The 15,084-nt window shown below is 38.1% G+C and carries 14 protein-coding genes; 7 read left to right on the top strand and 7 right to left on the bottom strand.

What is annotated here, in order from left to right; genetic code table 11:
- Positions 1-128: 128 nt before the first annotated feature.
- From B3P23_RS07360 to B3P23_RS07350, 3 genes are read right to left on the bottom strand one after another with little or no spacing between them, the layout of a single operon-like run.
- The gene (locus B3P23_RS07360; RefSeq protein WP_094771608.1) at positions 129-1,139 is read right to left on the bottom strand and encodes an ATP-grasp domain-containing protein; all 1,011 of its coding nucleotides are present in this window, start codon (positions 1,137-1,139) and stop codon (positions 129-131) included.
- Between the two features lie 13 nt (positions 1,140-1,152).
- Positions 1,153-2,991 carry a flavohemoglobin expression-modulating QEGLA motif protein gene (locus tag B3P23_RS07355; RefSeq protein ID WP_248754117.1) on the bottom strand — a complete coding sequence of 613 codons (1,839 nt, stop codon included), beginning with the start codon at positions 2,989-2,991 and terminating at the stop codon, positions 1,153-1,155.
- A complete protein-coding gene (locus tag B3P23_RS07350; RefSeq protein ID WP_248754116.1) occupies positions 2,978-3,763 on the bottom strand; it encodes an N-formylglutamate amidohydrolase in 786 nt (261 codons plus the stop codon). Before B3P23_RS07350 ends, B3P23_RS07355 begins: the two co-directional genes overlap by 14 nt.
- Positions 3,764-3,888: 125 nt before the next feature.
- Here B3P23_RS07350 and B3P23_RS07345 point away from each other — a divergent pair, with 125 nt between their 5' ends.
- From B3P23_RS07345 to B3P23_RS07325, 5 genes are all read left to right on the top strand, one after another.
- Positions 3,889-4,905, top strand: a complete 1,017-nt coding sequence (locus B3P23_RS07345; RefSeq protein WP_293925273.1) for a ligase-associated DNA damage response exonuclease — start codon at positions 3,889-3,891, stop codon at positions 4,903-4,905.
- Positions 4,902-6,500 carry an ATP-dependent DNA ligase gene (locus B3P23_RS07340; RefSeq protein ID WP_293925272.1) on the top strand — a complete coding sequence of 533 codons (1,599 nt, stop codon included), beginning with the start codon at positions 4,902-4,904 and terminating at the stop codon, positions 6,498-6,500. The genes B3P23_RS07345 and B3P23_RS07340 overlap by 4 nt, the downstream gene beginning before the upstream one ends.
- On the top strand, positions 6,497-9,007 hold the full coding sequence (locus B3P23_RS07335) for a ligase-associated DNA damage response DEXH box helicase (protein ID WP_293925271.1): 2,511 nt from the start codon (positions 6,497-6,499) through the stop codon (positions 9,005-9,007). The genes B3P23_RS07340 and B3P23_RS07335 overlap by 4 nt, the downstream gene beginning before the upstream one ends.
- Positions 8,979-9,629, top strand: coding sequence for a ligase-associated DNA damage response endonuclease PdeM (gene pdeM / locus B3P23_RS07330; RefSeq protein WP_052627739.1), 651 nt, complete (start codon positions 8,979-8,981; stop codon positions 9,627-9,629). Before B3P23_RS07335 ends, pdeM begins: the two co-directional genes overlap by 29 nt.
- Before the next feature lie 297 nt (positions 9,630-9,926).
- Positions 9,927-10,697 (top strand): hypothetical protein, encoded by a 771-nt coding sequence (locus B3P23_RS07325; protein ID WP_293925270.1) that lies wholly within the window; start codon positions 9,927-9,929, stop codon positions 10,695-10,697.
- A gap of 23 nt (positions 10,698-10,720) precedes the next feature.
- On the opposite strand, the gene B3P23_RS07320 is transcribed toward B3P23_RS07325, so the two are convergent.
- From B3P23_RS07320 to B3P23_RS07310, 3 genes are read right to left on the bottom strand one after another with little or no spacing between them, the layout of a single operon-like run.
- Positions 10,721-11,329: an NAD(P)H-dependent oxidoreductase gene (locus B3P23_RS07320; protein ID WP_293925269.1), complete on the bottom strand. Its 609-nt coding sequence runs from the start codon at positions 11,327-11,329 to the stop codon at positions 10,721-10,723.
- Positions 11,326-12,276: an alpha/beta hydrolase gene (locus B3P23_RS07315; RefSeq protein ID WP_293925268.1), complete on the bottom strand. Its 951-nt coding sequence runs from the start codon at positions 12,274-12,276 to the stop codon at positions 11,326-11,328. The genes B3P23_RS07320 and B3P23_RS07315 overlap by 4 nt, the downstream gene beginning before the upstream one ends.
- A gap of 11 nt (positions 12,277-12,287) precedes the next feature.
- Positions 12,288-13,235: an NADP-dependent oxidoreductase gene (locus B3P23_RS07310; protein WP_293925267.1), complete on the bottom strand. Its 948-nt coding sequence runs from the start codon at positions 13,233-13,235 to the stop codon at positions 12,288-12,290.
- A gap of 83 nt (positions 13,236-13,318) precedes the next feature.
- Between B3P23_RS07310 and B3P23_RS07305 the strand changes: the two genes are divergently transcribed.
- Together B3P23_RS07305 and B3P23_RS07300 are read left to right on the top strand one after the other, a co-directional pair.
- Entirely contained in the window at positions 13,319-14,152 is an 834-nt protein-coding gene (locus tag B3P23_RS07305) for an AraC family transcriptional regulator (RefSeq protein WP_281047332.1), read from the top strand.
- Positions 14,153-14,369: 217 nt separating this feature from the next.
- The gene (locus tag B3P23_RS07300) at positions 14,370-14,603 is read left to right on the top strand and encodes a hypothetical protein (RefSeq protein ID WP_094771600.1); all 234 of its coding nucleotides are present in this window, start codon (positions 14,370-14,372) and stop codon (positions 14,601-14,603) included.
- A gap of 98 nt (positions 14,604-14,701) precedes the next feature.
- Here B3P23_RS07300 and B3P23_RS07295 read toward each other — a convergent pair whose 3' ends face one another.
- A complete protein-coding gene (locus tag B3P23_RS07295) occupies positions 14,702-15,055 on the bottom strand; it encodes a bleomycin resistance protein (protein ID WP_108157598.1) in 354 nt (117 codons plus the stop codon).
- Positions 15,056-15,084 lie beyond the last annotated feature (29 nt).

The following is a 15,084-nucleotide window of genomic DNA, read 5'->3' as shown; positions in this document are numbered from 1 at the left end:
AAATATAGGTTCAAGATATCGATTAATTTTTAAAGACAACAATGGAAATGCATATTTCTCCCAAACACTTTACTACTCATTACATTAAAAAAAACAGTAGATTTATTTGATCTGATGCAAGACTGTATCTATGATTTGATTTCTTTTTTTGAAGTTGATTTTTCCAAATCTTCAAGGATTGCGCTTGTATAATCTTCACCATTCAATTCGCAGGCCTGTGGTAATGCCCCAGGGCTAAAAACATTGATTTCCATGATTTTATCTGCAATGATATCTAATCCGACAAAATACATCCCATCTTCTATCAGTTTTTCGGAAACTTTTTCGACCATTTCCAATATCTCAGGAGTGATTACAGCCTGCTGCGCTGTCGCCCCCTGATGAATATTACTTCGTAATTCGCCCTCAGGTTGCACTCGATGAACACTTGCATATTTTCCATTGATAACCAACGGCTTTCCATTCAATAGAAAAAAACGGATATCGCCATACTGAGCATTTGGTAAATATTCTTGTGCAATTAAATAACCATCTCGACAGATGACTTCTACAATCTGCTTTAGATTTTTACTTTCTTGTTCATTGACCAGAAATACATTCTTTCCTCCAGATCCTTTTAATGGTTTTAAGATGATTTTATGGTTCTCTTCATCAAAGAATTGTTTTACGTCGTCGTAACTGCGAGTCACGATTGTTTTCGGACGAATTTCTTCTGGAAATTTTTCAAGATAAAGTTTATTTTCAGCATCAACTAAGGCTTTCGGATTATTAAGCACCCGGACACCACTGTGTTGTGCCAGCTGAGCAAACTGTAATCCCATAGATGCTGCCCATGGACGATTGATCATATCAAGGACGGGATCAAATCGAAGCCACAGGATATCTAAATCTTGGACTAGAACCCGTTCTTTTTTTGTAGATCGAAGTTTATCCATCAGCTCTTCGCAATCCGTGATATCTTCAATCTGATGTACTGCTCGGGCATGTGCCGCAATCTGATCCTGACCGAGGTAGACAAAATCTGCCAAGCCGATGTAATAGATCGAATGACCACGTTGTAGGGCCTTTAGTGCTAATAATGTTGTTGTAAAACTAGCTTTTTCTTTATGCGTTTGATTGATGACGAATGCAATGTTCATAGATGATATGATGTTAATGATTTGATAGGTTGAAAATATTGTCCCCTGATTTAATTCGATCTAAATTGTGTAAATATGGTTCTGCTAGATAGCGCGGTTTCAAGATGGGATTATTTAATAATCCACGTTGTGTTAATTCTTCTACGATTGGAATATAATCTTCCCGTATTTTACCAATAAGGAGAGGAGATAAATCTCTTCCTTCTCGGATATAAGTAATGATGCTCATCAGACCTTTGAGGTAAAGCGCATCTTTTGTAAATCCGCCACCACGGTATACGCGCGTACAGATATGAAAGGATATCTCTTCGGTGAAATGATAACGATCGACCAATAGGAAGAATGTGTCGCTAAAATTATGACCTGCTAACATATGATGAACAGCAACAACACGAGCAGCAATAATGCGGAGACGATCACCACTAAGTTCATTGACCATATACTCCGAAAATACAGCAAGACCCTCTTGCAATTGTTCATAGCCCGGTACACCTAGACTGAATAATTTGAAAGGCTGCGCTTTACCATTAAAATAGGTGACGATGTGGGTTCCGACTTCATGCTGAATCAATGCGATAGCTCTTGAAGCTTCGATTTGATAATCTTTACTGATATTGAGCACACCACGGTTGACCATAATACCCGTAATATCATCTCGAATCCGTACACCCGTTTCTAAAGCAGGCATCTGCTGTCTCAAATAATGAAGTTCCTCTTTCGCCAATTTAGCAAATTCAGTAGCATTGATCATGTTCTTAGGAGCAACGGGCTTATCTTCGCTGTGCTCATAGACCATTAAAATGGCGCGCGCTGTTTCTAACAAATGGTCATTCACATTACCAAAAACTTGTAAACTACCATGCAAAAAGCCTTCATTTCCGCGATCAATGAGCATCGTCATCATCGCATCCAACTCTTTTCTTTTGTCTCTAAAAAGATATGCGATTGTTGGATCATCAATATCCTCGATCCGAAGATTGTATAAATTTCGTTTGACCAATTCTGGATCTACAGGCATCGGTCTGTACCTAAATTTAGGTGTTTTTAAAAATTTATCTTTTTTAAATTGGATCCAAGCTTCACGCGCATTTAATGGACTTACTAATAACAAAAAATCAAATTTTTGACTTTCTAGAGCCAATTCTTGATCAATTTCTAACACCAGCGGTTGAAGCTCCGTTGTACTTAACATGCGGAACTGAGAAACTTTCAAAGAAGTATAAAGACGAACAAATTCTAAAAAGCTCTTGCGTAGACTTTTCGTTAAAACATCTCTGTAATTTCGCAAAATTAGCGGATAGGCTTTGCCAGAATTTTCATCCAGATAGTGTGGTTTTATAGCAATTCCAGCATAGAGCAACTGCTTAAATTCTTCCGCTAAAGGATTGATAACCGGTTGTGTTCCCGGAGGACTTGGTGACTTGGTATCTTTTTTTATGTCAATCGACAAAGCCATCTGCTGCTCATTGGTTTTAAAATCTTTAATAAACTTTTGAGCAATAGTCAAAGCCGATTTTTGCGAAATATAAATAGATACATCGCTTTCCATCTCTTTATCTTGCCAGATTTCAATGAGCTGACAAGCCCCAAATTCATCTATCATTTGTCGGATGATAGGGGTTACAACAGCAGTAAAATCTAAATCAGATTCTTTGCCCACAAGAGAGCATGTCTCCGATTTTGCCAGATTGGATATCATCTGATCTTTGCCTTCAGCAGGAATACGATAGATCAAAAGTAACGGGCTGATGCGTTTCAGAACGAGCTTACTGTCTTTTGAAAACTGGATGTGAACGGGTTCTCTTTGTATGATGGATGTAACTGCTTTTGCGATTGCTTTACTTTGATCCATAGTGATTTTGATAGCTTTTTTTGATGAAGGATACAGAAGAATGTAAGATTTTTCTCAACGACTCAATATGGTCAAGGTGAGGTATACCCGTCCATTCATTCATAAAATCTTTACGAAATTCAATCGATAGAACACATCCTTTTTGACCATATTTACTTGTTATCCATTTGGACAAGTATCCTCCTGAGAACTTCACATTTTCACGTATGTCAATAGGTTGATCTTGAATACGGTGATCCTTTATATATTTTACAAAGGAGTCTATTAACGGTCTCCAGATTCCTTTGTTATTAAGTGTTCCAATATTTATTTGCGGATTAGCCTCAGTATCCACTATTTCATCAGGTCCTTGACGTTTGGCATTATAACTATGGATATCGTAAATAATAAAATACCCATACTTCTGAATACTATTTTCGATAATCAGTGATAATATTTTTTGAATATAATGATAAGAACGTTGTAGCTCAGTCAACATCATTTTAGTGGGAGCTTCTTTCCACACCTGTAGTCCCCAAGCCTGATCGGGGCGTAAATAAACGGCGTCTTGAATGGATCGGTTTAGATCCACTTGAAATCTGGAGGTTTTAACAACCAGCCGATTGGTATCAATGTCCGTTAACATTCCTGTAAAGGGGTCTTCCTCTCTCAATCTTTCAGATTCCGAGAGATTCATGATAGGCGTAAGTTGATCTGCAAGTTGGTGTCCGTCGTGAATGGCCAACGCAAATATTGGTCCACCTTTTTCTTCTAATACATATTGTATGTCCATATTGTTTTTCGCTTAAAAATAAGTAGATCGTACACAGATTAAACAATTTGGATGGCAAATAGTTTGATGAGCATCCAATCGTGGTGCTTAGTAAACTAATTACTGTCATTCTTGTTATTAGTCATATGGCTTTAATAAGTTTTACTAATCGAGGTATTTATTGCAAACAAGGAGATTTTTACATTGATCCTTGGTTGCCTGTAGACTATGCTGTCACCACCCACGGTCATGCCGATCACGTGCGTTGGGGTAATAAATATTACCTATGTCACCATTTCACAAAAGCGATCATCAAGTGCCGCATAAGTGCTGATCTTATTGTCGAATCAATAGGATATGGAGAGACTGTCGTGCGAAATGGAGTTGAAATATCTTTTCACCCAGCCGGTCATGTAATAGGTTCGGCACAAGTTCGATTGGCCTACAAAGGGGAGATTTGTGTTATTTCGGGAGATTATAAGGTCGAATATGATGGAGTCAGCACGGCTTTTGAACCGATCAAATGCCATACATTTGTTTCAGAAAGCACCTTTGGGCTGCCTACATACAATTGGTTGGCACAGGACATCATCTTCGACGATATAAAAAAATGGGCTATTCAAAATAAAGAAGACCATAAAACAACCGTGCTCATTGCTTACAGTTTAGGCAAAGCACAACGCTTATTACAAAATTTAGCGGGCGATCTTCCGATCTATGTGCACAACAGTATTGGACGATTAAATGAAGCTATTGAACATGCAGGAGTGCCATTAGCCGCATATCAAACTATAACTCCAGAATTGACTAAGGACGAGTTACAGGGAGGTATTTTGATCGTGCCCCCAGTAATGCGCGATAGCAAGTGGATCAAGAGTTTACAGTCAGCAGCTGTTGGTGTCTGTTCAGGATGGATGCAGGTGCGTAGTCACAGAAGGTGGCAAAGTGCTGATGCTGGTTTTGCATTAAGTGATCATGCGGACTGGAATGGTCTGATTACAGCAATCAAAGCTACTGAAGCCGAACAAATATATGTGACGCATGGATTTACATCGGTATTTGCTCGATACTTATCCGAACAAGGCATAGCTGCCCAAGCCGTAACGACGCAGTTTGGTCAAGAAGATGATGATGTTGCAGCAGAAAAGGAGGTGATAATTTGAAAAAATTCAGCAGGTTAATTTCCAAGCTTGAGCAAAGCAACAAAACCAATGATAAACTAGCTGCATTGGTGGATTATTTTTCAGAAGCAGATGATGCTGATAAAATTTGGGTGATTGCCTTATTTACGGGTAAAAAGCCTAAAAGAACTATCAATACCAAGTTATTGAAAGAATGGATTATCGAAATCACGGGTTTACCTCCTTGGCTTTTTGTCGAGAGTTATCATAATGTAGGCGATCTAAGCGAAACCATAGCACTGCTTTTACCACCTTCTACATCAGAATCTGATGTCCCTTTACATCAATGGATCTTACAGTTGAAGGGACTGGTTCACAGTAGTGATCAGGAAAAAAAAGATTTTGTATTTCATGCTTGGCAAAAATTAAATACTCAAGAGCGATTTGTATTTAATAAATTGATTTCAGGTAATTTTAGAATAGGCATATCGACCAAAAATTTAATTCATGCTTTGTCAAGATTAACAGGTTTAGATAGCAACCACATCACGCATAGCATCATGGGAAAGTGGGATCCTGACCAGATTACCTTTACCGATTTAGTAAACGGTTCACATGTTAATACAGATAGTTCTTGGCCCTATCCCTTTTGTCTAGCACATCCAATTGATGTACCTGTGCATGAACTAGGATCTCCAGAGGACTGGCAGGCGGAGTGGAAGTGGGATGGTATTAGAGGACAAATTATTAAACGAAATGACGAATTGTTTATCTGGTCCCGAGGAGAAGAATTGGTCACCGATCAATTTCCCGAATTGCATATTGCCTTAACTGGTCTTCCCAATGGTACGGTGATCGATGGAGAAATATTGGCTGTTCGTGATGGTGAAGTATTATCGTTCAGTACCTTGCAACAGCGTCTAAATAGAAAGATAATTTATAAGAAACAATTGGAAGAAGCACCTATTGCTTTTTATGCATATGATGCACTCGAATTTGCTGGTGTAGATTATAGAAATGAGCCCCTGCATAAAAGAAGAGCTGTACTGGAACAATTATTGCCCATAGAAAACATCATACTTCCTGCGCCAATGGTGGTATTTAATTCTTGGGACGCACTAGAAGAAGAAAGAAAGCAGTCTCGTGAATTGAATAGTGAAGGAATTATGTTAAAACATAAAGATTCGCTTTACCATAATGGTCGAAAACGAGGAGATTGGTGGAAATGGAAAATAGAACCCTTCACGATCGATGTCGTCATGATCTATGCTCAAAAAGGGAGTGGAAGAAGAGCAAACTTTTTTACAGATTATACTTTTGCCGTGCGCGATGGAGATCAATTTATTACAATTGCCAAAGCATATTCGGGTCTTACAGATAAAGAAATCAAAGAGGTGAATAGTTTTGTTGTGAAAAATGCGATTGAAAAATTTGGACCAGTTCGTACTGTTAAACCAGAATTAGTATTTGAAATTGCATTTGAAGGTATAGCAGTGAGTAAGCGTCACAAAGCCGGACTAGCGTTAAGATTCCCACGTATTGTCCGTTGGAGAAGAGATAAAAAAGTCGCTGATATCAACACACTAGAAGATCTGCAAATGCTATTACAATCAACTTTGAGAGCTAGTGAAAGATGAAAAAAACAATTGGTTATCAACACGTTTTAAAGTGGCTTAAAACAAATAAAAGAAAGCCATTTCCATTTCAAGAAAAAACATGGGAATCCTATTTGCAAGGTTATAGTGGTTTGGTCAATGCTCCAACAGGTTTTGGAAAAACATATTCCGTTTTTTTAGCACCTATTATTGCCTATCTCAATCAAGAACATGGTCAATCCAAGAAAAAGAAAAAACTAGGACTCCGCATGATCTGGATAACACCCTTACGTTCCTTAGCAAAAGATTTGGCGCGTGCAATGGAGGAGACCTTGTTAGAGCTTAATATCGACTGGACAGTGGGTGTACGTAACGGCGATACATCCATATCGGATCGACAAAAACAAAAACGTGCCATGCCACAGGTGTTACTGATTACACCAGAGAGCCTACATTTGCTCTTAGCACAAAAAAATACAGACCATCTATTTGATGACCTCGCTTGTATTGTCGCAGATGAGTGGCATGAGCTATTGGGTACAAAGCGTGGTGTATTGGTCGAATTGGCTTTGTCCAGAATCAAAGGAATAATTCGATCGAGAACGGACAGAACACTTCGTATTTGGGGTATTTCTGCTACAATAGGTAATTTAGAAGAAGCTCTGGAAGTGTTGCAGCCCCACCAGATGGTTCCAAAAATAATTGTCAAAGCAGATGCCGAAAAGAAAATCCGGATACAATCCATTATTCCAGATACCATTGAAATGCTTCCTTGGGCAGGGCATTTGGGCATAAAATTGGCAGATAAATTAATTCCAATTATCAAAAAAAGTAAAACCACGCTAGTCTTTACCAATACGCGTAGTCAGGCGGAAATCTGGTTTCAACATTTACTAAAAATTCATCCAGACTTTGCCGGTCAAATGGCTATACACCATGGATCCATTGATTTTGAGTTGCGCAATTGGATTGAGGATGCGCTGCATACCGGTGTTCTAAAAGTCGTGATCTGCACCTCTTCTCTCGATTTGGGCGTCGATTTTAAACCTGTAGATACCGTAGTCCAAGTGGGATCTCCAAAAGGGGTGGCGCGTTTTTTACAGCGTGCCGGACGTAGTGGGCATTCGCCCTTTGAAACCTCAAAAATTTATTTTATGCCCACGCACGCTCTTGAATTACTTGAAGTTGCTGCAATAAAAACGGCAGCAAAGACACAGCAGATTGAAAGACGTGAACCCTTTATCTTACCTTTTGATGTCCTGATTCAATACTTGGTGACCTTAGCCGTCGGCGATGGGTTTGACGATAAAATAGTTTTTGATGAGGTAAAAAATACTTTTGCATTTTCAGAATTACTGGCAGAAGAATTTGCTTGGTGTATGCAGTTTATTACTCAAGGAGGTAATAGTTTACAGGCATATCCCGAATTTCATAAAGTAGTTTTAGATGATGAGGATGGCCTCTGGAAAGTAACGAGTAGACAGATTGCCATGCGCCATCGTTTACATATTGGTACTATCGTGAGCGATGCGATGCTAAAAGTAAAGTTTTTGACTGGCGGATATATTGGGATGATCGAAGAGTATTTTGTTTCCAAATTAAAACCTGGAGACCGTTTTAATTTAGCGGGACGAAGTCTGGAATTTGTCATGGTCCGAGATATGCTGGTTCTTGTGAGAAGAAGTAATCATAAAAAGACGATAACACCAAGTTGGATGGGTGGACGACTGCCATTAAGTTCTAATTTGGGAGCGATACTACGTAAAAAATATAGCCAAGTACTGAATGGAAATCATGAAGAAGAAGAGTTGACCGTAATAAAACCATTGTTTGAATTGCAAGAATCGATTACGCATGTACCATTGGAACATGAGTTTTTGGTAGAACTCATTAAAACCAAAGAAGGATACCATCTTTTTGCATACCCTTTTGAAGGAAGATTGGTCCATGAAGTCATGGCGGCACTGGTGGCTTACCGGATTTCAAAATTGATGCCCATTACATTTTCAATTGCGATGAATGACTATGGTTTTGAACTGTTGAGTGATCAAGAAATTCCCATGGATGATGCGATTGTTTATGACGTTTTTTCACCTGATAATTTGAGTGAAGATATCAATGCCAGTATCAATGGGACAGAAATGGCCAAAAGAAAGTTTAGAGATATTGCCTGTATTTCAGGACTGGTATTTCAAGGTTATCCAGGTAAATATTTAAAAAATAAACAGATTCAATCATCATCATCTTTATTTTTTGATGTATTTGAATCTTATGATTCAAAAAATCTATTACTCAGACAAGCTTATGATGAAAATTTTCATTATCAGCTTGAAGAACCGAGATTATTGCGAGCTTTACAGAGAATTCAGCAGAGTACTATTGTACTAAAGTCGGCAGAGCGTTTTACCCCTTTTTCTTTTCCAATTAAAGTTGATAGTATGCGTGAGAGTATGAGTTCTGAAGAATTAGAGGCAAGAATAGAAAGAATGAAGGCAGAGGTGTTTAAAAATTTAGATGAAGATGATTCGCATTATAAAAAGAGGAATTGAGCTCATACTTGATCAGGAAAGGGCGTTGTATATTCCTTATTATCAGCTGCTTGTTATTAGTGATTTTCATTTGGGTAAGTCGGGACATTTTAGGAAAGAGGGCCTGCAAATTCCTAAACAAGTATCCGAAACCGATATAATGCGTCTTGATCATCTGGTAGCGATGTACAATCCAAAAACGTTATTGGTAACTGGTGATATGTTTCATCATCATCATAATATGGATTTAGAGGAATTTCGGATATGGAGAACAGCAAATAAAACATTGGAAATTATTTTGGTGAAAGGAAATCATGATAAGTTGGCGGGGATTTTTTATGAACAATTAGCGATTAACCTTTTTTCAACCTACTATGAAATTGGTGATTTCTGCTTTGTACATGAGCGAAAAGATGCACCTGATCACGGTAAATATATTTTTTCGGGACATATACACCCCGGCATATTATTGAAGGGGCCAGCAAGACAACGGTTAAAATTACCTTGCTTTGTTTTTGACGACACCAGCGCTTTATTGCCCGCCTTTAGTTTGTTTACCGGATTATATTTAATTCAAGCTAAAACAGGGCAGGAGGTATTTGCCATAACAGCAAATCGAGTTACAACTGTTGCAACGTTTTAATTTTGATGTTTATCACCACATTTTTCGCTCTTGTACTTATTTGTTTGTCGAAAAGGCTTAATAGCTTGTTACAGAGTAGGCACGCGGTGAGCAGGGGACAATGATCGAAATTCATTTTGTCTTTTATCAATTGAATAGGCCGTTCATGGAAAGTGTCATTGATTTTTAAACGATTCTTCATAACAATTTTGGAAAAACAGCATGTTAATAATTTCTAAAAAAACACTTAACATCTAAGATGTCAGAAATTAAAATTAAATTTAGGGAAAGCAATAAAAATATTAAAAATAGAAAAATATGAAAAAGCTGATTATATTATCCTGTGTCGTATTCGCCATGCTAAGCTGTAGAAATAAAGATGCGAAAAAAGCTGATGCTCATGAGGTTAAATCTGAGGTGCCACAGCAAACCAGTACGGCACTTGATTTAGGATGCTATGTCTTTAATGATGGCAAAAATAAAGTTTCCTTAGAAATTACTGAAAGTGGAGCAGAAGTGAAAGGAAATTTAAGCTATGCTTTTGCTGAAAAGGACAAGAATACAGGAACTTTTATTGGTCAAGTGAAAGACGGGGTGTTGGTTGCAAATTATACCTTTCAATCCGAAGGATTAGAGTCGGTTAGACAAGTAGCATTTCAAGTCCAAAAAGATACGCTTATGGAAGGTTACGGAGATATGAATGCAGATGGTACCACCTTTAAGGATGTCAACAATTTAACATTTTCTTCCGATATGCCATTGGTTAAAACGGATTGCGATGAGCAGAAAAATGCTTGCTTGTATAAAGATGGAAAAGTATATTCTACACTAGAGCAAAACTGTTTAACCTTGGCTTCGTTTAAAACTAAACTAAATCCTTTAAAAGATGGCGCTCGAGTAGAAGGAAATCCAACCTATATCATTTTCAGTGCGGACAACTCGAAAGCCGAAATTTTTTTACCAGATTCCGATAAGGGAATTGTACTAGAAAAATCAAGTGAAGGCAATTGGGATTCAAAACAATATAAATTATTTGCCTGGAAAGGACTTGTCTTACAAGAAAAGGGGATAGCCATATATGGTGGATAGGAGCGTCAACTCCTTCCACTTAACTATAATAAAGGTCTTTCAGCTGCCTTATTTTCAGTATCCATCTTCGCCAAATTAGCGATCTTGATGAGCCAGTTGAGGCGATCATTTTCATCCAGTTCATACAGAGGTCCAATAAAATTATTTTCTATAGCAGATACTCCACAGTATTCCAAAATTCCTGTTTTCAACTGAATAAGTCCACTCGAACCATAATTTTTTTCATAACTATCCAGAGATACATCACCTGCTGTGGTGATGATTCTTCCTGTCTTGTTCTGTAATAATCCTTCGCTGATTCCATTTTTGTTGCTTTTAAAAGTAAGGCCAGGAAGAAATGCTCTGTCAAAGAAGCCCTTCATAATAGCCGGCATCCCCAGCCACCACATGGGATGTATCCATACTTGATGATTACTCCAGTGGATATCTTCAAGAGCTTTTACCAAATCAGGTTCCAATTCCATCCTTTTCCGATAACCAAATTGCAAGTTTGGATTGAAATCCAATTCCCCTATAGCGAGGTATCGAACTTCAGCGCCAGCTTCTTGTGCCGATTGGATATAGGTTTGAGCAATAGCACTGTTAAAACTTTCTCTGTCCGGATGTCCATTGACTACTATTATTTTTTTCATTTATCTTGATTTACTGTTTTTGTTAATACATTCAATAATCGGTCATAAAATGCATCTGATAGCGAACTCTCGAAAAAATCAAACGCATGCACCGCTCCTTGTATTTCGATAAGCTCCGTCGATACAGCTGCTTGTCGTAATTTCTCGGCATACATTTTCCCCTCATCTTTAAGCGGATCAAATTCGCAGACCACTATCGTAGCATCGGGAAGTTGATTGAAATTTTCTTCAAGTAGCGGCACCGCATAGGCAGGCCGTTGATCCATATGGGGTAGATAATGTTTCCACATCCATTTCGCGGCATTTTTGGTTTGAATAGGTGCATCCGCCAATGATTCCATTGAAGCTGTGTTGAGCAAATGACTCATCGCAGGATAAAGTAAAAGCTGATGTCTGATTTTTATTTCTTGTTTATCCCGTGCCAAATGGGTGATGGAGGCCGCAATTGTGGCTCCAGCACTGCTGCCTCCAATGAGGACACGATTCGGATCTCCACCAAGTTGAGAAGCGTGGTGAACGAGCCATTTTAAACTATCATATCCGTCTTCCATAGCCGCAGGAAATGGGTGTTCGGGAGCTAATCGATAATCGACAGAAACAATCATTAAGTCCAGATCCGAAGCCAGTCGAAAGAATATAAAATCATACTGTTCGGGAGTTCCATAGATAAAAGCACCACCATGAAAATATAGTAAGATTGGTAGATTGCTTTTCTCCTTCGATCTGTAAGTCCGTAAACGGATATTTCTACCTTTGTCAGAAGACGGTATATACCTGTTTTGAATGTCCAGTTGGGGCGGGATAATGGTATCTGCTTCCAAGAGAGATACCCGCATTTCTTGTTCTCTAATTTTTTGCGGATTATGTTGCAGTAAAGTTTCATAATCAATCTCACCATAAGCACTACGCGAAATTGCGGCTAAAAGCTCCTGATCTATTGTGTTCATTCCTCTTGCTATTATAAGGTTACAACGACTTTTCCTACGGTTCTCCCAGTTTCAATTTGTACATGTGCTTTTGCCATTTCATCAAAATTGAACACCTGAGCAATATGAGGTTTTAGTATTCCCGATTTCAATAAGTCAGCGATCTTTTGCATCTCCGTACTGCTACTGTAGACGGACATAAAATAACAAGCATGAAGCTGTTTTTCCTGCGCCTTTAATTCATCATCTTTGCTATGTCCAGAGGGCAGGGTGACAATGGAACCGAAAGGTTTCAATACTTGTACTGATTTTTGAAAATTTGCGCCACCGACCGATTCGAGTACAAAGTCAATATCCGAAAGAACTTCTTCAAAAGCCGTTTTTTGGTAATCAATATGTTCATCTGCTCCCAATTGGATGATAAAATCTCGGTTAGATGCCGATGAAGTTGTGATGACGTAAGCTTGGAGATATTTTGCGATCTGTACAGCAAAATGACCTACACCACCTGATGCGGCATGTATAAGAACCCGGTCATGGGGCCTTAGTTTTCCGTAGGAATGAAATGCTTGCCAAGCTGTCAATGCAGCTAAAGGGGTTGCAGCAGCTTCAATATGACTGATTTGTTGCGGTTTTCGTGCAAGATGCCCTTCGGGAGCCGCTACATATTCCGCATACCCTCTGCCATGACCGACAAAGTTGATCAGACCAAAAACTTCATCTCCAATTTGAAAATTGGTAACCGCATTTCCAATTTCAACAATGACTCCCGAAATATCCCAACCTAAAATTAGAGGATCATATTGTGATAACATGTCAGCAAGCGGAGCATCATAACTTCTAACTTTAACATCGACAGGATTGATACCGATCGCCTTCACCTGGATCAGCACCTCATCCGGTCTGATGTAAGGTTTTTCAATATTCTTTTCAATAAGATGTTCAACACCACCAAATTTTTCCAATACAATTGCTTTCATATATTATTCTTGAACAACAAAAATAGACTGAAAAAATGGATAAAAACAGGTACATTTAAGTGTTATTTGGGTATCTTTGCATTATGGCAAAAGAAAATATCTATCAATCCCTTGAAGTCTTTTATGAAAACGTAACGGTATGTCCGCTGCGTGACAGACAATTTAATTTCTTTGAGCTGGTGTATGTTATTTCTGGTAAAGGAAAGCACAGTGTCAATGGAAATAAATTTGACTATTTTCCGGGAGACTTATTTCTTATTACACCAGATGATTGCCATGGGTTTGATTTGGAGGGAAATAATGAGTTTATGGTCGTACGTTTCGGAGAAAGTTATATCAAAGAATATCAATGGAAAAGCATCGATCACATCGAATGTCTTTTGTATTATGCTTCTCATTTATCAGGTTCTATTTTAGTCAATAATGATGATAAACATATGGTCAATTCGTTGATTCAGAGTTTACAACAGGCATGCAGTCATCAATCCCTTTACAATGAAGATTTGACCAGACATCTGGTCAATGCTATTATCGTTATCGCAGCGCGAAATATAGCCATCAATAAACCTCAGCAACTTACTCCTAATGCGGATAGGCGTACGCTACAGATATTAGATTATATCCAAGCATACATACGACAGCCCGAGCTCCTTACCATCGCTGTAATTGCTGCGAAATTTGGATTTTCGCCAACCTATCTAAGCAGCTATTTCCGCAAAGAATGCAACGAGTCTATACAGCAGTATATCTCTTCCTATCGGATTCGCTTGATCGAACATCGATTGCGATTTAGTGATAAAAGAGTGCATGAAATCGCAGATGAATTTGGATTTGCTGATGAAAGTCATATCAATAAGTTCTTTAAGCGTCATCATGGTATCAGTCTAAAAAAATATAGGGAAGCATCCCTTTCCTAAAAGCAATTGGAGGCAGCTTCATGTTGATTAAGCTTCATGCGTTGATGATCTGTATACGAATGGATGGGTTCGTACACCTGGAGCGTGAAGTTCATAATAGAGGACATCCCGCTAATACTTTGGTTTTACGATCCAGTTATCTCTTTTATCATTATCTTTTACGTTAATTGTCTAAATTGTTTTAGTCTTTGTATCTTTGTCCCATAAATATAATAACATGCCAAGAGAAACAAAAAAAGGGCTATATCAAGGAATAATCGAGCAAGACGAAAAAGGTAATTACTATTGTGGACCATATTTATTGGACTATCAATTGGTAGAAGATCAGTTTAGATTAGGAGATAAAGTTAGTCTAAAAAAAATAATTGGTAATTCCAGTAGAAAAAGTTTTGATGATTATCCTCAAAAGTCAATCAAGTTTTCACTAGTGGGAGAAGACCACGAAGATTAATCACAAACTTATACCAGTCAGTATTTAATTTTATGTATGCTGACTGGTATATTAGCTTTTGAAGAATAATAGATCTGATTGACTTGATATGAATTAAGTTAAATCTGCTGTCCAAAAGTCAGTAAATTGTTATCGGGATCGAGCAAAGAAAATTCTTTTTGTCCCCAAGGCTTTACCGCTAAATGACCATTTGGATGTATCGGAATGTGGTTATCCAATAAGGTCTGGTAAACAGCATCTATATCATCCGTCCTAATATATACCTGACCATAGTTTTCTTTAGGATCAAGATCTGTAAACTTAAAAAAATGAATCTGGATCTGATCCTTATAGACCATTAAATAATCCTCAAATTCATTTCCGAAAGTTTGAAAACCGAGTTTGTTGATGTAATAGTCAGCTGTTATCTGCCTATCTCTCATGGGTAACTTTGGGTTTATTTCTAGTAGCATATTAAAATTCAGTTTAAGTTTTTCAAGAA

It is taken from the genome of Sphingobacterium sp. UBA6320, assembly GCF_002440335.1.
GTDB lineage: Bacteria > Bacteroidota > Bacteroidia > Sphingobacteriales > Sphingobacteriaceae > Sphingobacterium.
The sequence above is the reverse complement of the archived record's forward strand: the minus strand, read 5'-3'. Positions and strand labels throughout refer to the sequence as shown.

Coding starts and splice junctions, on each gene's coding strand:
- B3P23_RS07360 (WP_094771608.1), bottom strand. CDS start 1,139: ATGAACATTGCATTCGTCATCAATCAAACGCATAAAGAAAAAGCTAGT.
- B3P23_RS07345 (WP_293925273.1), top strand. CDS start 3,889: ATGGCTTTAATAAGTTTTACTAATCGAGGTATTTATTGCAAACAAGGA.
- B3P23_RS07300 (WP_094771600.1), top strand. CDS start 14,370: ATGCCAAGAGAAACAAAAAAAGGGCTATATCAAGGAATAATCGAGCAA.
- B3P23_RS07315 (WP_293925268.1), bottom strand. CDS start 12,276: ATGAACACAATAGATCAGGAGCTTTTAGCCGCAATTTCGCGTAGTGCT.
- B3P23_RS07310 (WP_293925267.1), bottom strand. CDS start 13,235: ATGAAAGCAATTGTATTGGAAAAATTTGGTGGTGTTGAACATCTTATT.
- B3P23_RS07355 (WP_248754117.1), bottom strand. CDS start 2,991: ATGGATCAAAGTAAAGCAATCGCAAAAGCAGTTACATCCATCATACAA.
- B3P23_RS07350 (WP_248754116.1), bottom strand. CDS start 3,763: ATGGACATACAATATGTATTAGAAGAAAAAGGTGGACCAATATTTGCG.
- B3P23_RS07325 (WP_293925270.1), top strand. CDS start 9,927: ATGAAAAAGCTGATTATATTATCCTGTGTCGTATTCGCCATGCTAAGC.
- B3P23_RS07305 (WP_281047332.1), top strand. CDS start 13,319: ATGGCAAAAGAAAATATCTATCAATCCCTTGAAGTCTTTTATGAAAAC.
- B3P23_RS07335 (WP_293925271.1), top strand. CDS start 6,497: ATGAAAAAAACAATTGGTTATCAACACGTTTTAAAGTGGCTTAAAACA.
- pdeM (WP_052627739.1), top strand. CDS start 8,979: ATGATTCGCATTATAAAAAGAGGAATTGAGCTCATACTTGATCAGGAA.
- B3P23_RS07295 (WP_108157598.1), bottom strand. CDS start 15,055: ATGCTACTAGAAATAAACCCAAAGTTACCCATGAGAGATAGGCAGATA.
- B3P23_RS07320 (WP_293925269.1), bottom strand. CDS start 11,329: ATGAAAAAAATAATAGTAGTCAATGGACATCCGGACAGAGAAAGTTTT.